Source organism: Nocardia arthritidis (genome assembly GCF_011801145.1).
Lineage (GTDB): Bacteria > Actinomycetota > Actinomycetes > Mycobacteriales > Mycobacteriaceae > Nocardia > Nocardia arthritidis_A.
In genome coordinates this window covers 1,151,075-1,174,023 of the sequence record NZ_CP046172.1, presented here as the reverse complement: position 1 = coordinate 1,174,023, position 22,949 = coordinate 1,151,075, and the positions used below count along the sequence as shown (strand labels likewise).

The 22,949-nt window shown below is 64.2% G+C and carries 13 protein-coding genes; 6 read left to right on the top strand and 7 right to left on the bottom strand.

From position 1 onward, the window contains the following. Nucleotides 1-32: 32 nt before the first annotated feature. From F5544_RS05295 to F5544_RS05285, 3 genes are all read right to left on the bottom strand, one after another. Nucleotides 33-359 (bottom strand): WXG100 family type VII secretion target, encoded by a 327-nt coding sequence (locus F5544_RS05295; RefSeq protein WP_167472131.1) that lies wholly within the window; start codon nt 357-359, stop codon nt 33-35. A gap of 28 nt (nt 360-387) precedes the next feature. After that, nucleotides 388-846 (bottom strand): YbaB/EbfC family nucleoid-associated protein, encoded by a 459-nt coding sequence (locus F5544_RS05290; RefSeq protein ID WP_167472130.1) that lies wholly within the window; start codon nt 844-846, stop codon nt 388-390. 119 nt (nt 847-965) lie between these two features. Continuing rightward, the gene (locus F5544_RS05285) at nt 966-5,267 is read right to left on the bottom strand and encodes a hypothetical protein (RefSeq protein ID WP_167472129.1); all 4,302 of its coding nucleotides are present in this window, start codon (nt 5,265-5,267) and stop codon (nt 966-968) included. Between the two features lie 327 nt (nt 5,268-5,594). On the opposite strand from F5544_RS05285, the gene F5544_RS05280 reads away from it, so the two are divergent. From F5544_RS05280 to F5544_RS05260, 5 genes are all read left to right on the top strand, one after another. Further along, a complete protein-coding gene (locus F5544_RS05280) occupies nt 5,595-6,098 on the top strand; it encodes a YbaB/EbfC family nucleoid-associated protein (RefSeq protein WP_167472128.1) in 504 nt (167 codons plus the stop codon). A gap of 23 nt (nt 6,099-6,121) precedes the next feature. Further along, nucleotides 6,122-13,429, top strand: a complete 7,308-nt coding sequence (locus F5544_RS05275) for a C2 family cysteine protease (protein ID WP_167472127.1) — start codon at nt 6,122-6,124, stop codon at nt 13,427-13,429. 14 nt (nt 13,430-13,443) lie between these two features. Continuing rightward, a complete protein-coding gene (locus F5544_RS05270) occupies nt 13,444-14,226 on the top strand; it encodes a hypothetical protein (RefSeq protein WP_167472126.1) in 783 nt (260 codons plus the stop codon). A gap of 43 nt (nt 14,227-14,269) precedes the next feature. After that, a complete protein-coding gene (locus F5544_RS05265) occupies nt 14,270-14,593 on the top strand; it encodes a WXG100 family type VII secretion target (protein ID WP_167472125.1) in 324 nt (107 codons plus the stop codon). A gap of 94 nt (nt 14,594-14,687) precedes the next feature. Then, entirely contained in the window at nt 14,688-16,202 is a 1,515-nt protein-coding gene (locus tag F5544_RS05260; RefSeq protein WP_238847097.1) for a hypothetical protein, read from the top strand. Nucleotides 16,203-16,211: 9 nt separating this feature from the next. On the opposite strand, the gene F5544_RS05255 is transcribed toward F5544_RS05260, so the two are convergent. The 4 genes from F5544_RS05255 to F5544_RS05240 all read right to left on the bottom strand — a co-directional run bounded on the left by F5544_RS05255 (nt 16,212) and on the right by F5544_RS05240 (nt 21,953). Continuing rightward, nucleotides 16,212-17,006: an ESX secretion-associated protein EspG gene (locus tag F5544_RS05255; protein ID WP_167472124.1), complete on the bottom strand. Its 795-nt coding sequence runs from the start codon at nt 17,004-17,006 to the stop codon at nt 16,212-16,214. After that, complete coding sequence (locus F5544_RS05250; protein ID WP_167472123.1) at nt 17,003-18,949, bottom strand: PPE domain-containing protein; 1,947 nt, start codon at nt 18,947-18,949, stop codon at nt 17,003-17,005. Before F5544_RS05250 ends, F5544_RS05255 begins: the two co-directional genes overlap by 4 nt. Nucleotides 18,950-19,218: 269 nt before the next feature. Beyond that, on the bottom strand, nt 19,219-20,016 hold the full coding sequence (locus F5544_RS05245; RefSeq protein WP_167472122.1) for an ESX secretion-associated protein EspG: 798 nt from the start codon (nt 20,014-20,016) through the stop codon (nt 19,219-19,221). Continuing rightward, a complete protein-coding gene (locus tag F5544_RS05240) occupies nt 20,013-21,953 on the bottom strand; it encodes a hypothetical protein (RefSeq protein ID WP_167472121.1) in 1,941 nt (646 codons plus the stop codon). The genes F5544_RS05245 and F5544_RS05240 overlap by 4 nt, the downstream gene beginning before the upstream one ends. 498 nt (nt 21,954-22,451) lie before the next feature. Here F5544_RS05240 and F5544_RS05235 point away from each other — a divergent pair, with 498 nt between their 5' ends. Further along, nucleotides 22,452-22,922 carry a DNA-directed RNA polymerase subunit beta gene (locus tag F5544_RS05235; protein ID WP_167472120.1) on the top strand — a complete coding sequence of 157 codons (471 nt, stop codon included), beginning with the start codon at nt 22,452-22,454 and terminating at the stop codon, nt 22,920-22,922. The last annotated feature ends 27 nt before the right edge of the window (nt 22,923-22,949 follow it).

Below are 22,949 nucleotides of genomic sequence, written 5' to 3'. Positions count from 1 at the left end.
CCCTGTTGAAAAACTGTACAGGAGTTGACCACTCAGTCGACGCCCGGAGTACTGGCGGCTTGCGCGGCGTCCTGCCGCCGCATCGACTCGGCCGCTTGGCGGATACCCTCGGCGTAGCCGTGCAACGCGTCATGCATCTTCCGCGCGCCGTCCCGCATATTGTTGCTGTACGCGAGATAGCCGGTTGCGCCGTCGGCGAATTGCTTCCCGAATTTGTCGTTACCCCATGGCGAACCAAGGGACTGCAATTTCGTCTCCAACCGCTCGACTACCGATTTCAGCCTGGTGCCCGCCTTTTCGATCTCCGGCGCGACATCCCGCTTCATCGCGTCGGTATCGACATGCATCCTGTCCGCCACGACGAGCTCCTTCCTGCTGGGTTGTCTGTCAATCCGATTCCGTCACAAGCGAACCCGACCACCGCGGATCCGCGAACGGCACCGGGGACGGCGGCTTCGAACCGTCGTGCGGTGCCAATGGGGCCGGAGCGCCGAAATCGGGTGCCCCGTCGAAGATGTCGGACAGTTTGGGCAGCTTCGCCCGCGTCTCCAGCAGCGGGCGCATCAATTCATCGGCTTGCCGCTCCACATCCGCGGCCGCGGACTGCACCGCCGAAGTCATCGCCGCGGCGATCTCCTCGTAGCTCAATTCGTCGATATCGTCGGCGAATTGGGTGTCGACGAGCACGCCGGCCGCGTTCACCGTCACCCGGATGCGCTTGTCGCAGGCGAATGCGGTGCCGGTCAACGCCATTCGCCGCCGCTGCAGTTCGGCGATGCCGGATAGCTGGTCCTCCAGCGCCTCCAGCGCCATCACCGCATCGGCTTTCAACCGCTCGTTCGCCATCGAAATCTCCCCGTCCGCTCGTGTCCGTGGTCCACACAGATCACCAGCCATGAGTGAATCCGCGGTGACCCACAATCGAATTCGCGGACGGGATGCGTCATTCGCGAATCATCGCCAAGTCATTCCGGCGGCTTGCTGGAACCATCCGAGCCCGGCAGCGATGCGCCCGCGATCCAGTCGGCGGCGGTCGGCACGTCGGGAATGCCGACCCAGGACGGTTTCGGTCTCGCGCCAGGCACCCGCTTCGGCCGGGTCTTGCTCTTGAGATCCGTGCCCGAAAGCTCGGTGCCGTGCACCTTCTCGGTGCCATCCGGCTTGTTCTGGTGGATGGTGCCGTCCACGTCGACGGTCCATGTCGAACCGTCGGGGCTGGTGCGGCGCACGGTGATTCCATCCGGATCCACCTGCCAGACCATGCCGTCCGACCGCACCACCGTCGAATTGCGATCCGGAGCGGTCACCCGGACAACACCATCCGCGCGCACCGATGTCGCGCCGCCGTTCTCCAGACCCACCCGCACCGAACCGTCCCGGCCGATGGAAATGGTGCTGCCATCGCCCAACCGCACCCGGACGGTGCCGTCCGGGCCCGTTGTGTGGGTGGCATCCGGATGCCCGTGGCCTTGTGCCGCACCGGAATTGGGGCTACCAGCCGAGGGATCCGCCACCGTACGGGTGATCGTGTTGCGTCGCGGTTCGACGACGTAACTGGTGCCATCGGGCGTGTGTACGGTCACGGTCTTGCGCTCGACGACGTAGCTGTCACCGTTCAGTGACCGCACGGTCACCGGCTTGCGCTCGACCGCGATCGTCGTTTCATTCGAAACATGGACTGTGACATTGCGTTTCGCATCGATATGCACGGTCGTATCGCTCGGCGTCCGCACCTCGATTGTCTTGTCGGTGCGGACGGTTTGCGTCGTACCTTCCGGATGGGTGATCACGGTCTGCTGCGTCGGACCCTGTTCTCGATTCGCATCGGTCGGCGCTCTGTCACCGGACTCGGCATTCGGCACGGCCCGCTCCGCAGGAGTGCGGGCCGTGGCACCGTCCGGCTTGATGACGTGGGTTCCATCCGAATTCACCCGCAGCTCATCACCATTGCCCAACCGCACACTCGAATTCCGGTCCGCGTCGATCCGCCCGATGCGGCCATCCGCATGAGTTACCGAGACCGCATCGTCGGCCCTGGACCAACGCGGATCATCCGGCGGCCGGACCACCTCCCGCCCGCTCGGCGCGGTCGCGGCGTCGCCGTGTGCCGCAGCGTGTTCCGGATGAGCTGCGGTGCCGTCATCGAGCACGTCGATTCGATCCGGATCGACCTCGTTCGGCTGCCCCACCCCGCGCCGCCCCTGCTCGACTCGTTGTCGCGCCGTCCCTTCGTGCATATCCGGCCCGCCGCGCCGGGCACCGTTATCACCCTGCACCGCAGGCGCTTCAGCGTGCTGCCGCGTCGAACCCGCATTCTCGGTGGTCTCACGCCGCGCCGATGTATCGGCATGCGGTGCACCTGCCTCCGACTGCCGTACGCCCGAAACCTCCTCAGCGCCACCCGATCCCGACATAACAGCTGTCGGTTCAGCTCCTCCCGGTGATCGCGCGCCCGAAACCTCCGCAGTCCCAACTGCTCCCGACGTAGAAGTCGACGATTGAACCTCCTCCGAGGATCGCACGCGCGAAACCCCCTCGGTCCCAGAAGCTCCGGGTGTCGCAGCAGTCGGCTCCACCTCCTGACCAGGTGACGAACGCGGCTGACCACCCTCGTGCCGCAGTGCACCGGAATCGGCTGTCGGCGTCCCCTGACTATCTCGAATGCCGGGCCGCGGGCTTTCGGCAGCCGCTCGGGCCGCTTCTTGCGGTCGGACAGCCGGAGCCTGCTCGTTCGCACCCGACGTCGTGGTCAGCGGATGCTCCGAATTAGGCTGTGGCTCGGTCATTTCGGGATTCTGCGAGCCGGTGCGCTCCGGTGCTTCGGACGATGCTGCCGGGGACGGACCCGTGGCAGGACGGGAAGTCGGCTCGGTTGCGGTCGGCCCCGCCGAGTGCGTCGACGTGCCCGCACCCTGATCGCCTGACGAAACCACCGCCTGTCCTCGGGACTGCTGCCCGGCGGAATCTACCTGTGGCGTCGACGTTTCGGCCCCACGCTGACCAACTGGCGGCACTTGCTGGTGCTCGATCGGCGTCGAAACAGTCGAATCGCGAGGAGTTTCGGTCACCGCATCCGATTGCGGTCCGCTCCTGGCCGACTGTTGCTCGGCGACCCGCGAGCGCGGTTCACCTCGGAGATCCTGGGCCGCAGCGCTGTTCGACCGCGTCGTCTGGTCCCGAACCAGCGGATCGCGATTGCCCTGTGGTTCGGGTGTGGGACCGACGTGCGGCGGCTCGTCCGGCACCGGTGGCCGATGCGCATCATCGTCCTCGCGCGGTGGTAGGAAGTCGTCATCGCGCGGACTGCCCGATCGAGCTCGCTGATTGTGCGCCGCACCATCATTCGCCCGCAGACGCGACTCGTCCGATGGCGTTCCGGCACCGGACCGATCCGGCACATCACGCCCGCTCTGCTGGCGTTGCGCCGCCCCTGCGGCCTGATCCCGCATCGGTTGCGATACCTGGTGCGGCTCAGCCGATTGCGTCACATCGACCGACCGTTGTGACGTCGTACGCGCCGGATTGCTCGGCAACTCATTGGTATTTGCCTGTGCGACCACAGGGCTGCGTGTCCCATCAGAGCCGCCGGGAGTGGCGGCGGACGCCGAGGCGCCACCCCGTGCCGGTGCCGGACCCGATGCGTTCCCGCTCTGTGCCGATCCGCTCGTATGCGATTGCGGCGCACCAGCGCCAGGCTGCGCAGGGGTGACGGGCGTTTGGCCCCGCTGGCCGAGCGACGTCTCCGTATTCGTAGAGGACACCTGACCGGTCGACGATCCGCCAGCAGCGGATGTTTGTCCACTGGAGCCGGGTTGGGCGGCAGCGGTTTGCGTCTCGACCGAGGCCTTCGGCTGCGGCGCAACGGTACTCGCCTGCGCACCCGCACCGACCTGGCCACCATGGTGCTGCTGATCTGTCGACGCGGATGTCGAGCTGCCCGACGAATTACCGACCTGCTCAACAACATTCGAGTGCACGCTGCCACTTGCCTGCTGCGGATGCGTATCCACTGCCGCAACCGGCCGCTCATGCACGGCAGGCTGATGCTCGCCCACCGAAGCAGACGACCCCGTCCCGGAAGGCTCCACCACACGCTGCTGAACAACCGGCTGATCATGTCCGGCCTGAGCCGGAACTATCTCGCGCACAGCGGCATTCACACCGCTGCCCGTTGCTCCCGCGCGCGGCGGCAACGGCATGGTCCCATCCCCGCGCGGGCCGAGGCTCGGCCGCAGCGTCGGATCGAACGTATTCATCTTCAGCCCCATCCGCCCCGTGGACGAGGGCATCTTCACCCCGAGCATCCCGCGCGCCCCGCCGACGATGGCGCTGCGCGAGATACCACCGACCCAGCCTTCCGCCGAGGACATCGCGGGACCGAAACCGCCCATGGCGCCGATCATCACCAGGTTCCCGGCGAACGTTCCGACCGCGCCGGATGTCGCGCCCGTCGCGATCCCCTTCAACGAGTCGCCCACGCTGGGCTTGATCATCGACATCCACCGGCCTTCACGGCCGTTCAGCTGGAACGACTTCGCGAAGAACTTGTCGAATTTGGTGCCGACGAATCCGGCCACCTCGCGGCCCGGAATCGTGCCCGCGGCCGACGCCGCCATCGAGAGGCCGACCTGGCCCCAGTTGATTCCGTGCCGATGTCCTTTCCAAACCTGGATCTGCTGAACGGTGATATCGAGCAGTCCGGAAATCGCCACGCTCTCCAGGATTTTCACCGAGTAGGTACCAACGAATTTGGCCACCTTGGCGTTTCGGAAGAGCCACTCGGCGCCCTTCTCGATCAGCTTGGTCAGCTTGTCCTCGACCTGCCGCATCCAGGATCTGGTCGCATTGATCGCCGCTGTCTCCGCGGCCGCGGCGGTCACCGGAAATACCCAGGCCCACAGGATTTCCGCGGCAAGCATGGCCAGCGAGACGATGACCGTCAGCTTGGCCGCCTCCATATCGGTGCCCGCGTTGAACGCGGTCTCGGACAGTGCTCGGTAGCTGGTCGCCAGCTCCTGCACCGATTGCGGGCCGCTGAGCAGCGGATCGAACTTCGCCTGCATGGCCTCACCCGCCTTGCCCCCGTGATATGCGACGCCGATCGAATTCCGCGCTGCGCGAATATCATCGGGCACACCGTCGAGCTCTTCGGCCGCCGCCTCCCAGGCCGCGGCGAGCTCGAACATCTTGTCCTCGTCGCCATCCGGCCACGCCGCACCGGCCACCCACCCCAGCCAGCGCAGCCCCTCGGGCAGATACAGGCTCATCGCGCCCCACCGCCACGCATGCGCACCGTCCGCTCACTCGCTCCGCCGATCGAGCCAGGACACCAGCGTCCGGTGAATATCCGGTGTCTCCCAAGGGAATACGAGTGCCAGGCAGATCATCATCGGGTCATCACGTTGTCATCGCGACGTGCGCGGCTTCGGTACCACCGGACTTATCCACATCATCGGCGCAGCGATCCGCTGTCACCAAGACATCATGATTCGATCAGCCGGCGCTTCGGCGCGCCTCCTGGCCGACGCTTTCGCGATATCAATGGGGTTCCACCGTATCCGTGGCACCCCCTCGTCGTGGAAAGGACTCATCGAATGACGAACGCGGCGGCAAAGGCTGAGGTCGCGGACCTGTTGGAAACCGTCCAACGGCACATCCGCTCGCTGGCCGGCGCGCACCGGCAGCGCACCCTGCTCACCGCGACGGCGACCGCCGGTGACCGACGGATCCGGGTGACGGTCAACGCGGACGGAATACCCGTCCAGATCACCTTCGCCGAGGACGTCTCCGACCTCGAATACGATGAAATCGCCGCCGCGACAGTGGAGGCCGCGCAGGCGGCGGCCACCGAAGTGCGGACGAAGGCCGAAAAGCTTTACGAGCCGTTGCAAAAGGCGCACGCTCGGCTGCCCAGCCTGTCCGAGATGGTGGAGGGCATGCCGGATCTGCGCAAGGAACTGCCCAAGGCGCAACCGGCGGCGCTTACCCCGCCGCCCGCGCAGAGCTCCGAATCGGCCACGACCGCAATGACATTCGAAAATGTCGAATACCGGCCCGACAGTAGCGGATCAATGATCGCCGAGGACGACAACTGGTGACCGCCGGACGACGAGGCTGACCGATGACCATCACCATGCCCTCGTGGCTGCAATGGCTGAGCTACCTGGCGGGCTCGGAATGGCCGCAGGGCGACGAGGACCAGATGTTCGGACTCGCCGAGGACTGGAAGAGCGCCGGGCACGAACTGCTCGCCGCCCTGCCCGAACTGCACAGCGGCACCCGAATGACCCTCGACTCGTACAGCGGTGACGGCGTCGAGGTCATCGAGAAGGATTTCAGAACCCTTTTCGAGGGTGACGGTTCCATCGAGGAGCTCGCGAAGAACCTCACCGAACTCGGCAGCTCCGTCAAGAACACCGGCGCGCAAATCGAATACGCGAAGCTACAGATCATCATCACCCTGGCGATCACCGCGGCGGAGATCGCCCAGGCACTGGCCACGCTGTTCGGCGCGGCCGAGGTGCCCGTGATCGAAGCGACAGCCCAAGTCGTCACGCGCACCATCGCGCAGCGGCTGCTGCGGGCCATCGCGTCCAACGCCACCAAGATGACCCTCAAGCAGTTCGCCAAGAAGCTCGGCGTCGAGGTGATCAAGCAGGCCGCCATCGGCGCCGCGACGGATCTCGGCATCCAGGCATATCAGGTCGTCGTCGGACATCGCGACGATATCGACTGGAAGCAGGTCGGCATCAGCGGGGCGGTGGCGGGCGCGGGTGCCGCGGTCGCATTCCCCGTCGGCCACGGCGTGGGCTCGCTGCTCACCAAGAAATTCGGTCCGGCCAATACGGTGGGCAAGTCGGTGCTGCACGCCATCGGCGGCGCCGTCCCGGCCGGTATCGCTGGTGTCGGCGGCGGCTGGCTTATGAACGGAATCCTCACCGGCAGCTGGGAATTCGATCCGCGGATGCTCGGCGGCGCACTCGGTGGCGCGATCTCCGGCGGTGTATCCGGCGCGACCCAGCACATCAAAGCCTCGCGCACGGCCGGCGTGCACAGCGGCAGCGCACCGCGCCCGTTGTCACTCGGCGAGAGGCCGAGTAGTCCCAGGGGGATCGGCGACCACACGAACACCGAAACCACTACGGCGCAGTCATCTTCGTCGATCACCCCCAAACCCGCGGACAACCCGGTTTCATCGAATACCGGCGTCGGAGCCGAACATGGCTCGCAGACAACGCCTGTCGAGCATCAGACCAACCCCGAGATCAGAAGCTCGCCGAACAGCTTCGGCTCGACGGAACACTCCGCCAACAACACCACACCGATCAACGCGAGCTCGACCGGTGAAACACCGCACACCACAGCGACGTCGAACTCCGAAGGCAACCAGGTCCACCACACCGTCACCGAATCGCCGACACATACCGAGAGCAACCAGCAGCACAGCGTCGACCCGTCGCACCCGACCGAAGCCACGCAGCACACCGAGCCCCAGTCTCATATCGGCAACAGCGGTTCCACAGAACACAACACCACCGCTGGCGGGCCGCATTCGGCGGATACCACCGTCGACCGAAGTAACCAGGGCCCGGCGACGAACGGAGCGGTGACGAGCCCGGCAAGCGAGACCGCGCAGAACCCGTCGAACACCACCAATCACGGCAGCAGCCAGTCCATCGGCGGCACCGAGACCCAACGCACCACGCCGGATATCAAACCGTCCACCGTCGCCGAAAACAAAGCCACGAACCCGTCGCAAACCGTAACGTCCTCGGCTCCAACGGAATCCACCAAACCCGTCGGCACGTCAACGCGAGCCGGCATCGGTGACGAACGCGGTCCGAACATCACCCGCGCGCCCAACCACATCAAGGCCGAATCGACCGGCACCGCGGTGGAATCCATTGGCTCGAAACAGCAGACGGACAACACCAAGACCGCCGGGACGTCGACCGGCGGCGCAATGCCCGTCGCGCCGCAGCACACCCCGGAATCCAGCACGCCATCCACCGCACCGCGCCGCCGTTCGACGCGACTCGGTTCGAACGACGGAACCCGGCCCCGCCCGATCCCGGCCGACCACCAGGACTCCACAGCGCAAAGCACTCCATTGCCGCCACCGGATGTCCCGAACCACGAAACTACCTCTGAATCAACACATTCCACACAGGAACAATCGAGTCCGGACCGAGAACGCCCGCTCAACCCGCTCGATGGACCGGAAGATCACATCCTCGACCGACTGTTCGACGAGCACGAAAAACCCAACACCCCACTACTCGACGGACCGGAAAACCACATCCTCGACCGGCTCTTCAACGAACACGAAAAACCCAACACCCCACTACTCGACGGACCGGAAAACCACATCCTCGACCGGCTCCTCGACGAACACGAAAAACCCAACACCCCACTACTCGACGGACCGGAAAACCACATCCTCGACCGGCTCTTCAACGAACACAAAAAACCCAACACCCCACTACTCGACACCAACACCGACGCCCAACTCCGCCACCTCTTCGCCCAACCCAAAGACAGCCTGCTCAACACCAACGCCGACGCCCAACTCCGCCACCTCTTCAGCCAACCCAAAGACGGCCTACTCGACACCAACACCGACGCCCAACTCCGCCACCTGTTCGCCCAACCCCACCAGGGCGGCCCACTCGACCATCTCGAAAACCACGAGCTTTCCAGGCTTTTCGCCGAGCCGCGGAGCAAGACGTCCCCTTTCGAGCCGGAGCACGGCGAAACCTATTTCGGCGCGGACCTGTTGGACAAGCTCGGGTTCGAACACGATGGCACAACGAATCCGGAGCGCCACCGGTTCGACGAAACGGGCTTCGAACCACCCGTCCTCACGGAACAGCAACTCCTGCACAATCTTTCGCAGCAGGACCGGGCACAGCTGTTCCGCGACATTCCCGTGCCCGTCCGACTGCCCTCGGGCGATCGGCTCACCCTTATCGATACGAATGGCCAACCGCACCACCTGCCGAGCAATTCGTCGACCTACACCCACCGCGACCCGAAGGACCCGGGGCATGTGCTCCTACACGTCCCGGACGGCACCCCGCAGGGTCACTGGATCCGTGTGCCCGAAGTGCTGATCAATGGTTTCTCGGAGGCGGGCGGCAGGGTCAGCTGGGATGTTCCCGGTGGCGCGATCCGATTCAAGGACGCCAATCAAGGGACCCTGGTACACCTGGCGAACGGCTCGCAGATGGTTGTCCTGCCGCACAAAGGATCTCAGACCTGGATCAAACAGCCGGCCGATACCTGGTGGCATCTGATGGATGCCAACGACAGCGCCCTGCCGATTCCGCGACTCGCCGACCGCAGCCAGAGCCCGGTATTCGGCGATCACGGCCCGAAACCCGAGGACGTCCGCCAGGGCAATATCGGCGACTGCTATCTCCTGGCCGATCTCAAGAACCTCGCCGAACACAATCCGTCCGCCATCACCGAGATCGTGCGCGACCACGGCGACGGCACGGTCAGTATCCGCTTCCTCGCCGACAACCGGCCCGAATGGGTTCGAGTGGATAAGCAGATCCATCTCAGTCCAGGCACCGATACCGGCCACTTCATCCGGCACAAACCCGGAGAACCATTGTGGGCGGCGCTCATCGAGAAGGCATACGCACAGCACTTCGGTGGCGCGAATGGATTCCATGGCATCGACGGCAATTTCCCGGGGATCGCCGCCAAGGCACTGGGCAAGACATTCTTCGAGGATGTGCGGACACTCACCGACGACTCCTACATCCACCACGACTGGATCAATGCGGATAACCGTCCGAAACAGCCGGTGCGTGCCCTCGACGACGTGACCTTCCTGCATCCGCTGCGCTTCGATCCGGATACGTTGCACGAACAGATCGGCGGCAGTATCGAATTCACCAAGGAGCTCATCGCAGCGCGTGATGAGTTACTCGGCGGACGCGATCAGAATTTCCTGTATTTTCAGGACAGGCAGGTGGAGGCCACCGCGCAGGGCATGCGCGAGTTCCTGGACAGGCGGTTCGACGGCAACTGGATCTCCGACCACTTCGAGCGGCATTTCACCCGCGACGACTTCCCCGACGACGCCGCGTACGCGGCCAAGCGGACGGAGGTCGAAACGGAGATCGCCAGGTCCAAGACCGCACTCGTCGACTATATGGACGCCATCTACGGCGGCGGCGCCGAGAACCGTAGCCTCGACAATTCGGTACTGCTGGAGGCTGTCGGCCATCGGATCGACTACGCGCTGCAACGCGGCACCGTCGTATCGCTGTGGACACATCCTTTCGGTTCGAATCGAGAGGATCCGTTCGCGGTACCGGGGCTCGTCGGCGGTCACGCCTATTCGGTCGTCGGCGTCGAGAAGGTAGGGGACCGTCCGGTGCGGATCCTCCTCGAGAATCCGTGGGACACCAACGGAACGTATCCGCGACCGAATTCCGGGATCGAATACCGTCATCCCGAACCCGGCGGCCGTATCCACGTCGAACCCGACGGCACGTGGGTCCGCACCGAGCCGGACGGCACCGTATACGGAACCCGCCCGGACGGCACCCGGTATCGCAATGATCCGGACGGCACCGTCTACGAATCCCATTCGAACGGCACCTGGGTCCGCACCGATCCGGACGGCATGGTCCGCGGCGCCCGCCCCGACGGCACCTGGTACCGCAACCACCCGGACGGCACCGCCTACGGAACCTATCCGGACGGTACTTGGTACCGTCAAAATCCGGACCGCACAACGGACTTCACCTTCCCGGACGGAAGGAGACTCCGAAAGGAGCTCGACGGGACCGAGCATTGGACATACCCGAACGGTTATGTCCTCCGGCGAACCGCGGACGGCACCGACCACTGGATACACCCCGATGCCCAGAAGTCGAACGATCCGCAGCCCATTTCGGACCCCGGCCCCATCGTGGACATCGCGGATCCGACCATCCCCCCGCACCGCGGTGGCATTGTCGCGATCGACCTCGCGCACCTACCCAAGTTCGATGGCCTGGGGATGAGCGGTGCCGGAACACAAGGTCTCTACGGACCCGCGTGGTCGCACAATACAGGCACACATGGCAACACGACGCCGGTCAATGCACCTCACCCCGGCCTACCCGATATGCACAGTGGCACAACGGAATCCAGCCACACCGGGCACGACGCCGACCATCGGAACCCGTCGGCCGACACATTCGCACCGGGCCACCCGCCGACGGAAACGCCGTCCTGGACCGATCCCGAAAAATTGCGGACGTGGCTGCGGAATCCGACGGCCGACAGCCAGGACGCCGCCACCCGGATCCCAGCGCTCGAAAAGCTCAACTCCGAGAACTGGTCTGGGGATCGACTGCTCTACCTCGGCGGCGACTCGGATATCGAGCATCCGCTGTTCAGCACGAAAGCCAAAGAGGTGACCCTTGTCTCGTTCGACCCGTACTCGGAACGCCAGGCGCACCTGAGCGCGGTCGACGCGGACTTGCGACGGAAGATCGACAAGTACCGCGACCCACAACACACCGTCACCAGAGAGATCGACAACGACAACCACAGCGTCCGATTCACTGTCCAGCACAACGGAACCGACGTCCAAGTCATTACCTTCGTAGCCAAGACCTATGACGAATTCATCAACGACAACCACCAGAAATTCGATTTCGTCATGGACAAGGATTCCCGGTTCAACGATTGGAAATCCACACCCCGCGAGGTGGCGGACGCGATATCGGGTCTGCTCGAACCCGGCGGACACTGGCTCAGCGGACACGAAATACCGCAGACCACACCGCATTTCGCAGATCGCACGACCGAACTGCTCGGCACCGACACGGCCGACTGGAGCAGCGGCAAGCTCCGTATCCGAACCTTCGACCCCGAACTGGTACCGCACGCCGAACCGGTAACCGGCGATTCGCGCGGCTTCGACTCCGTCCACGACCCCGGTGGTGGCTCAGCGCCGCATCGGCCCTCGATTTCCGAGCAGCTCAACGGGATTCATCCACCCGAGGGTCATTGGAAGTCCATGCCGGGCGAGGGCGACTGCCTCTTCCACGCCCTCTCCGAAGTCATGGGCCTGGGCGATGACGGACACACCGATCTCCGCGGCCGCCTCGCCATCGAGCTGAACCTCAACCGCGAGCATTACCTCGAGGATTTCCGGCGCCGGCTCGAGGCCGACGGCTCGGGCCGGCGAACCGAGGAAGAAGTCCAGCAGGAATACGACCGCCAGATCGAAAACCTATTGCTGACAGGCACATACCGGGATCACGCCGCGAATTTTCTGCTGCCGGTTGCCGCCCGCGTTCTCGAGCTCAACCTCTCGATCCTGCATCCTGATGGCACGGTAACCAAGCTGCATCATGGATTCCCGGACCAGCCCGTCGGGGTTCTCTACCGCGAAAACACCAACGGCGGCCACTATCACGTCGCTATCCACCCTGACGACACACCGGCAACCGTCAACCGTGACCACCCGATCCACACATCGGCAACCAGTTCCCACGACGAACTCGCCGGCGGCGGCAACACACCGTCGCACTCTGTCGCCTCCGCAGACACGACTTCGGCGCACGACGACGGGACCCTTCGCTTCGATACCGATGACTTGGGGTCGGTCTATGGAGAGACCTTCCTCGGTCCGATCCGCGACGGCCTGTTGCCCGCGGAGTTCATCGAAGCTCACCGCTATACGGTGAATTCTTGGATCAATTACCCCCTGCGCGAAGGTAATCTCCAACATTGGGTGAACAACCTGACTACCGACGCGTATTACTACAACACGTTGTATGCGCTGACCAATGGCAATCCTTCAGCGGAGCACCTGTACAACCTGTGGAACGCTGCCTTTTCCGGGCGGATCTATCTGACCCCTGACCAACAACTGGCCATCGGCGCCATCATGGCCAGCGGCTCGCCGCACCGCCGGCTGGAGGAGGTTGCGACCAACTACGCGACCTACAGCAACATGACACAGTGGCTCGGTGGCCAGCCACCCACCGCCGCAAATCTGTTGACCCACATAAGTTTGCTGGACAACGCAGTCGGCCGTACTCTGCCGCACTCCGTCGAAGTAATTCGCGGCATGCACAGCGTCTCCTTCTTGCGCGTCGGCTCGGAGGCACTGGGAACAACCGGCGACCCCCGTACGCTACGAGGTACCGTCCAGATCGAAGCAGGTTATATGTCGACAAGTCTGGGCTCGGCCCCGCCCGGCCACTTCAACGGCAGAATACGAATGGAGATCGTGGTCCCCGCCGGATCCACCGGACTCTGGATGGGCATCCGTAGCGCCTACCCGGATCAGCGCGAGCTGATCCTGCCCCGCGGCACCCGCTATCTCATTACCGAGGTCATCGAAAATCCCAACGGCCCACGCTACGCCGGAGTGGAATATCTGCTCAGGGCACGGGTCGTGTCCAGATGAAAGAATCGAGCCCGATGAACAACAGGCCCGTATCCGGCAACTATCACAAATGGACAAGGCAACCGGTCGTCTACCTTCCGGTCACCCTGTCCGGCACGCTGATCGGATACCTCTGGGCGGCGAAGACCGGAAACGCCGCCGGCTTCGAACGCCGACTCGACGCCGACGGTGGCGACCTGACTCACCTGTTCACCTGGGAGCGCCGACTGAGCGAGGCCGCCGCCCAAGGCCTGCCCCCGATCGCGGCCGTTCAACGCTGGATCGGTGCGCCTGAGAGCCCAGAAGCAGGCGGTATCGCCGCGGGGACCGAGCTCGTCGAGGCGGCTGATCAGGAAACGATGTGGAACGAGCTCAACCCGGATGGCCCACCGCTGGGGCCGGGTCCACTCGTCCAGGATGGTCTGCTCCCGGACAGCACTCCGGTCGATCGCGCACAGGGCTGGGGTCCGCTGGTCAGCGCGTCGCCACCGCCGACGTACGCAACGGTGACGAGCGCCGCCGTGCGCTTTCTTCCGGTCGTCAAGAACGGTTCCGTGCTCGGCTACCTGTGGGCATCGGTCACGGGCGATGCGGCGGACTATCTTCCCCGGTCCGCAGCTGGTGACGCCGGCAAGCTCGCCGCCGGATTATGGCGAATGCGACTCGGCGACGCCCATACCGCCGGTTTGTCCGCGACCGACGCGATACGACATTGCCGTACGTACCAAGAGGATTCGTTTGCCGGGATGGTCGACCGACGCGCCGAACTACGTACTTCCCCGAACCTCGCCTCCCTAGCAGAGCTCGACCCGCGCTGACGTCCGGTCAGCGGACCCGACACCATTGATCCAAGGAGACATCATGGCTGGACAAGTACGCCTCGAGCCCAAGGGATTACGCTCGGCGGCAGACGATTTCGAAGGTGCGGCGAACATAATCGATGGTGTCCTGAAGCGGCTGCGGTCGCACGCCGACGGCCGAGGCGCATGCTGGGGGCACGACAAGACCGGTGACGAATTCGCCAACGGTGAGAAGGGCTATCTCAAAGGCAGGGACAACCTGTACGCCTCGCTGAAGAACAACGTCGAGCGGATCCAGTCGCAGGCCAAGGAGTTACGCAATTCCGCGGCCGCGTTCGAGGCCGCGGAGGACGACAACAAGCGGTCACTCGGATCCCGTCGGTAGCCGCGCCGATCCGGCTGCGCCGCGCCGCCAACCGTGACAGACTCGATGCTCAACGGTTGCGGTGACGTGATGCCGCCCCGGGACGCGGAGGATCATGCGGGAATCGAGGATCGCGATGGACCTGAACGCGATCGAGCGCCGGATCGCCACCGAGCGGTTCGCGGCGGCGGACCGTTCGGCCGAGCACGAGCTGCGGCTGGCGACCACGCTCGTCGAACTCGCCAAGGCCATGCTGGCCACCGCCCGCGGCGGCGGCCGGGATCGCACGCGCGACGCGGTGGCGCCCGCCGAGGAGGCGGTGCTGATCCGGTTGCGCTGGCTGGCGGCCGGAATGGTGGAGGCGCGCTACGCCGGTGAGCTCAACGAGGCGCTGCGCCTGTTCGAACAGGCCACCAGGCAGGCGGGCAGGCGCGAGCAGGCCGTGGGCGTCATCCGGCGCACTTGTGACACGTATCGTCAAGTGGCACATACATATTCGCAAGCCGCGGGGCTGTGCGCGGACGGCCTGTCCAAGTGCGGTGTCTGGCTCGGCCGCCTCGATCAGTCCGCCGCCGTCGCCGCCACCGAGGACGCCGCGCGCATCCGCAGTGCGCTGGCCGCGGAAAATCCGGAGCTGTCCGGCAAATACCTGCAGAGCCTCAGCACCCTGCTGCGCACGCTGATGATCGGCCGCTCCCGCAAGCAGGCCATCACCATGTATCGCGAGCGCTACCAGGCGATGACCTCGACAGGCATGGCGATTCGCTTGCGCGCCTGCGGCATTCGCGATCTCGACCTCACCCCGAAGGCGTATGCCGCACTCACCGAGCTGAATTGCCGCACGCTGGAGCAGGCCGGACAGCTCACCCAGCAGCAGATCCTCTACAAGACCTCGGGCGATCTGTCCACCGTCGAGGAGATCAACTGGCGGCTGAACCTGGTCGGCCTGCGCCCGCTGGTGGCCGGCGCCGACGAGGATCCGCCGACCCATCCGGTCGATGTCGCGACGACCTTCGGCGCGTTGAGCGTTCGCTGCAAGGATCGCGACGCGGTACTGCAGATTCGCGCCGCGATCATCGCGGCATACGCCGTCGACGACGTATACCCGGTCTCCCGCACGGCCTACCTCGGTATGGATGAAAGCCTTTGGCGGATACCGGATCCCGAGTTGAACACGGCCGAAACGCTCGGTGACGACGTGGTGCTGATCGATCCGATGGCCGGCGGCTGGGTCACCGTGATGAGCATGAACTGGGAGCTCACCCCGCTCGGCAAGCACCCACTGGCACTGCGCCTTTCCGCGGATTGGCCGGTTATCACGGTCACCCAGACCGCCGACGTCGCCTACGAGCTGTGCCTGTACGAGCGGGGCGCGCCCGTACAGTACGCCGGCCTCGGCAGGCCGAGCGGCCAAGCGCCGCTCGATACTCCGCTGCGCCCGCTGGACTTCGCGCGGCTGGCCGAGTACGGCGCGGATCATGCGACCGAACCCAAACTCCGTGCGGCCTTCGGCAATACGCAGATGTTCACCAAGCTCAGCGGGCTGCCCGACAGCGGCCTGCGGCAGGCCGGGGCCAACGGCCTCGACCACGGACACCACGTACTGTTCCTCGGCAAGACCGCGCCTTAGCCGAGGACCCTAGGCGGAGCTCTCCCAATGGTTTTCGACCCGCTCGAGCATATCTTCGATCATCATGTCGAGCTTGGCGGCGAGTCGGCGGGTACCGATGCCGATCGCCGTCGGCGCGCTGCCCAGCTCGATCACATACCGGCCGTCGTCGGGTAGATCCCGCCAGATCAGGATCTGTTCGAGGATGCCGCGTGGACCGAACTTCGACTGGCCCTGATGCAGGATGATCACACCGGTCCTGGTAGCCGCGGTGTCGAAGAACCGGTTACTGCGGTGGACCGCGGATTCCCCGCCGCTCTCCAATACCATCGAACCGCTGCTGTGGATCTGCTCCAGCACGTCCGCGGCGCTGGTGACGATCGGGATGTCGCCGAATCTGCCCGCCTCGACCTTGGGCAGCGTCTTGACGATCGCTTCGCCGAGACTGCGCGGCCCGCATTCGGTGATCTTGTAACCGCCACTGTGCCTTATGGTTTCGCCCGGACGCTGGGTCAGGATATAGCCGTGGTTGCCGGAGCAGGCCACCCGCGCCCGGATCCAACGCTGCGGATCCTCGGTATTCCGGTCATACCAGCCGAGCACCTTCACCAAGATCTGAGGGCGGGCCAGGACCTCCAACGCCGTGCGCAGCCACGTCGGCGCGGTTGCCTGTAGCCGCTCCCAGGCCTCGAATTTCTCCCGCTCGTAATCGTCGAGCAGCGGGGTGCGGCTGGTGAAGGTGAGCGGCTTGGGAATGTGGTCGTCGATGTACCGCTCCCAGAGCACCACGAATTCCAGGTCGGTGAACTCCCAGGTCCGATTCATGCGTCCGCCACCGGTGCCTGCCCGATCTGATCCGCGAACGCGTCCTGCAGATCCCGCTGTATTTTCGTCTGCGCACCGGCGATATCAGAGCGCGCCGCAGCCTCGATACCCGGTATATCCAGGCCCCAGCCGGCACTCGCGTCCGCAACACCCGCCCCCGCTTCGACGCCCGGAATCTTCAGATCGGCCGACGCGTCGCCAACCACGGACCGTACCAACTGCTCGAGGCTGGGAATCGGAGACTGCGCCGACGCGGTGCGTATATCCGGAATATTCTGGATACCGCCCGGAATCGATGCACGCGGGAAAAGCCGCGCCGCGGCCTCCTGAATCGGATCGGCGGCACGCGCCGGATCGGTGCCCGGAATGGACAGCTCCGGCGCTTGCGCCTTGACCGGAATATGCAGCAGATCGGCCAGCGGCTTCAGCTCCGGTGTGCTGGCGACCAGGTCCTTGATCTGTGGGAACTGGTTGAAGAACGCGTCGAAATCGATCGGCGCGCCGAGCGGATGTTGGGCCACGAACTGCGAAAGTCCTTGCATCAAACCGGGAACCGCCTGAATTCCCTGCGACAACGCGTTCACCAGTGGACTCATCATGTCCTGGCCCTGCGATACCGGCGTCGCGGTTCCGGGCGGAGTGCCGGGCAGGCCGGCACTCGGCAAACCACCGCTCGGCAACCCGCTATTCGGCAACCCGCTGTTCGGAACCCCGCCAGGGATACTCGGAACACCGGGAGTGCCAGGAACACCAGGGGTACTCGGAACACGAGGGGCGCCCGGAGTGCCAGGAACACCGGGGCCGGGGGCGCCCGGAACACCAGGAGTGCCAGGAGTGCCCGGAACACCGGGAGTCCCCGGAACACCAGGGGTACCCGGAGTACCAGGAGTACCCGGAGTACCAGGAGTACCAGGAGTAGACGGAGGATTCGCCTTCGCGGGCACCGGCGCCTCCGGCAACACCGGAAAATCCTTGTCGGTGTTGTGCAAACCTACGACATAGTCTTTTTTGAAAGCGTTCCGGACATCACTGATATCCCATTGATTGTCATAACCACAGCCTTCCGTCTCGGTCTGCGGCATGTTGGCCTTCGTTACCTTCAACCAGTCCGCGGTGTACTTCAGGTTCTCGCCGACGACCCTCATGCTTTCACTCAGCTGACGCAAATTGTCGCTGTAGTTCTTGATGGCGGTCGTCGCTTGCGTCGCGCCGTCGCCGTCCCAGGCGTCGGTGGTCAGGCTCGAAAATTTATCCTTGAGCGCCAGCCCGGTCTTACTCGCCTGATCGGCAAGCAGATTCCATGCCTCCCCCGCCTGCCCAGCGGTATCCGGTTTGATTCGCTGACCGAAGTCGAAAAATTCCTTCCAGCTCTTATGGTCCGGGTTCTCGACGCCGATGTCCGCCTTATCCATGCTCCCCGACGCCGATTTCAGCGAGTCCGGCTGGTCCGGCAGGCTCGGTCGGTGCCAACTCCTGCTGTTCTTGTCGGTCCTCCCAGTCCTATTCGGCGTACCGTGGCCGTCGCTTACGTCCGACACATACTTCGGGGGTTTGAAGTCCAGGCCGCTCTTGCCGCCGGTGATATCCAGCTGGTGCAATTTATCCGCGGAATCCGAATCGGTACCGTCGTATGCCTTCCCCGCAGCCTTGAACATCTCCCCCAGATCGGTCAGGGCTTGGATGTGGTCGGCGAACTTGTCGTGGAGCTGACTCGCCTTTCCCTTGAATTTCGATGCCAGCTCGTTCCCGGAGCGCCAACCACCGAAATCATCCGCTGTGGCGATTGTCAGCTCATGGTCCGTGTGACTCTGGAATTGCTTGATATCGGCTATAGCGTCCCGACAGGCCTGCGCGCAGTCGTAAGCCACACTCAATTTGATGCTGAAGCGCTTGTCCTTCGCCGCCCGCACCAGCCCGGACCACGGCCCGCTGTCACTACCCACGTTGATTCTCCTCCAGCGCCCACAAACCCGGCTGCCTTCGCCAAGGCATACCCGAACGCAAGTTTAGGTACGCGGCGCGGAAGTCTCTGCTTTAGATCATATTTCGATCATGACGACGTCAACGGACAACGGAAACCGCCCTGGTCATGCCACGTATCCGCAGGTCGGATGTGCGTAAAGTTCAGCAACCACCCCATTTTTCCGGGCATCGGTCCGATCGAGTTCGATACGGACCGGCCGACCCCCGCGCACCGCGCGGCCCACAGGAGCTAATCCCTTATTTCCCAGTGGTTTTCGAGCCGCTCCATGATGTCGTCGATGATGCGGTCGAGCCACCCGGCGAGCTCCGCGGCACCGACGCCGACCGCGACCGGCGCGCCGCTGCCCGCCTCGATGACGTATCGGCCGTCACCGGGGAGATCGCGCCACACCAGGACCCGCTCGAGTATGCCGCGGGGACCGAATTTCGAATTGCCCTGATGCAGGATGAGCGCGCCGGTCCGCTCGGCCGGGGTATTGAGGAAGCGTTCGCCGCGGCTCATCGCGGATTCCGAACGTTCCTCCAGCACCAGGGATCCCCCGCCGTGCAGCTGCTCCAGCACATCCTCGTGATCGAGGGTGATCGGAATGCTCCCACCGTGGCCCGCCTCGACCGGCGGCAGCAGCCCGACCGCCGCCTCCGAGATACCGTGTGGGCCGCATTCGGTGATCGTGTAGCCCCCGCTGTGCAGCACGGTTTCACCGGGAGTCTGCGTCAGGACATAGCCGCGTGGGCCGGAGCGGACGATGCGGGCCCGGATCCAGCTCTGCGAATCCATGAGATCCTTGTCGTACCAACCCATTACCTTCAGCAACACCTCCGGCCGCGCGAGCGCTTCGAGCACCTCGCGGATCGAACCGTCCACGGTGTCGCGCAGCCGCTCCCAGGTCTGGAACTTCACCCGCTCGTACTCGTCGAGAAATCTGATCCGGCTGGTGAACGAAAGCGGCTCCGGCAGCTGCCCGCCGACGTACCGCTCCCAGAGCACCCGCAACTCCAGGTCGGTGAAATCCCACTGCCGATTCACGCGTCGCCCACCGGTTCCGCGTGCGCGACCGCGTCGTTGAACGCGGACTGCAGATCACGCTGCGTCCGCGCGGCCGAATCGGACGCCGCCGCCTGGATACCAGGCAGATTCAGCGCCAAGTCCGGGGCCGCATCGGAAATACCTGCCCCCGAATCGATTCCGGGAATCCGGAAGTCGACATCGGCCGGCGTCCCGTTGACCGCCGCACGCACCAACTGATCCAGCGTCGGTATCGCCGGGCCGTCGGTGAGCGTACGGATATCCGGAATGTTTTGAATGCCACCGGGTATGGATGCGCGCGGGAACAACCGCGCCGCCGCCTGCTGTATCGGATCCTGCGCGGTCACCGGCCTGGGCTGACCGGGTACCGGCTGGCCGGATGGGTTGTCGTGCACCGGAATATGCAGCAGATCGGCCAGCGGTTTCAGCTGCGGATTGCTCGCGATCAGATCCTTGACCTGCGGGAACTGCTGGAAGAAGCTGTCGAAATCAATGGGTCCGGTCGGTGGATGCTGCGCGGCGAACTGCGAAAGCGCCTGTACCAGACCGGGAATCGACTGGGCGCCTTGTGAGAGCGCATTGACCAGCGGGCTGATCATGTCCTGATTCGCCGAAGCCGGCGCCGTATTCGGAATTCCGGTGTTCGGCGTCCCGGAGTTGGGTACGCCGGTATTCGGCGTTCCGGAGTCGGGGTTGGTACCTGGCAGGCCGCCGTTCGGTATACCGGCCTTTCCGATCGGGTTGCCCGCGCTGTCGCGCCTGGTGGCGGTGAGGGCCGAGGTATCGAGATTCGGTACCGCGCCGGGGCCGGGACCGCCCTTGGGGATTGCGCCGGGTCCGGGACCACCGGGGCCGGGTCCGCCCGGTCCCGGACCGCCCGGACCCGGGCCCGCCGTGGTCGTCTTGCCGTCGTTGTTGTTCTTGCCGTCGTTATTGTTCTTGCCGTCGTTGTTCTTACCGTCGTTGCCGTTGTCTTTGCCGTCGGTCGGGGCGGTGGGCTTGGCCGGGGTCGGCGGGTCCGGCAATACCGGGAAGGACTTGTCGGAGTTCTGAAACCCCTTCACATAGTCGTTGTTGAAGCGATCCCGGTAATCGCACAATGTCTTCCAGTGATCGGTCCAGTCGTTGCTGTCGTTGGTCGGCATCTCGTTCGCGACCGTGTTCTGCCACCTGGCCGTGTAGTGGTAATTCTGCGCGACCACCATCATTTGGTCGGTCAACTGGTTGACATTGTCACCGTATTTCTGGATCGCCCCGATGGCCTGGTCGGCGCCGTCACCCTCCCACTTGTCGACGGTCAAGCTCTTCATCTTTCCGCCGAGATCGGTGCCGGCCTGGGAGAGCTGGGAGGCCATGAGTTCCCAGATTTTTCCGGCGTTTCCCGCCGTTTTCGATTGGAGCTTGTTGCCGAGATGATTGAAGTCCGAGAAATTCAGATCGTCCGCACTCTCGAGCGGGATGCCACCCTTCCCACCGACGCTGCTCAAACTGCCCGGATACGACGGCATATCGTCGTCGCTATCATCGAATTTGCCGGGGTTGAACGTGATATCGGCGGCGCCGACATTGGTCGGCTCCAATTTACTGAGTTTGTCGAAGGTCGACCCGGAGCCCGTATCGGTCGTGTCATATGCCTTGCCCGCGATCTGGAACATCTCACTGAGATCGGTCAGCGTCCGGATGTGGCCGTCCAGCTTATCGTTCAGATCCGAGTTCTGGGAGTTGAATTTATCCGCCAGCCGCGTTCCCGAGTAAAGGCCACCGAAGTCGTCGGTATTGTTGATATGAGCGCCCTGTAGTTTGTTCTGGAAGGCCTTCAACTTGCCGATCATGTCGATACAGGCGTTCGCACAGTCGTAGGCAACACCGATATCGACCTTGACGTGCTTGTCCTTGACCTGCTGCACCAAGCCGGACCACGGACTGTTGTTTCCCACCGCTGACGCTCCTCCAACGACCACTATGTGGCGCTGCACAAGACAGACCAACACGGAAGTCTAGTTCACCGAACCGAAATCCACCGGCTTCGATCACCATTCGATCATCACGTGGTCATTTGTCAGTGGCGACCGCACTGGTCATATCACATATCCGCAGGTCAGATGTGCATAAAGTTCATCAGCACCACACCATTTCGTCCGATATCGGTCTGATTGAGTTCAAAAATACCGACCGGTTGGCGCATAGCCTTTGTGCACCATACCGGTAGCGCATTCGAATCATTATGTGGCGCAAGCACTTTCGCGTTCCGAACGAATGTCCCGCGAGAGTATTTTTCACATGAACAAAAAGCACTGAACCTTCCTGACAGCTGGCTCGAGATGGTCTACTTGGTCTGCGCCTGGACAGAGCCGTGACAGCGTTGCACACCGTACGGTCACGTCCACATCGGCTCGGCGCAGCACCAACGAACGATGTGAGTCGAGGCTTCACCCATGGACCAATTGGCTTTCGCCGACACACCCACCACCAGATGCGCGTTCTATCGACGCACCTGCGGACTCCCCGCCGGCATCCACCCCGAGGTCGGGCGGATCGTGGTCAAGGCGGGCGCGGTCGGCGCGATCACCATGCCCGCCGCGCTCGGCCAGCGCGTCCGCGATGACCTACTGCGCCGCCGAAACACTTTGGGGCCCATCATTTCCCACGTCCGCTCCGGCCGTTGGACCTTCCTGATCCGCCCGGATATCAGCGACGATGTGCAACTGTTCGCCGAACTGTTCCGCCACAACGTCTCGATCGTCCCGATCGGCGGCGAAATCGCGCTGCCATCACCGGCCGACGCGCAAACCGGCTACCGGCAGTGGGTGGTCTCGCCGCGCGATTCCTTCCGACCGTCCGGCCTCGAGGTGATCGAAACCGTCCGCGCCTGCACCGCGACACCGCGACAGCCGATCTCGGCCTGATCGCGCCGAATAGATACCGTTGACCGC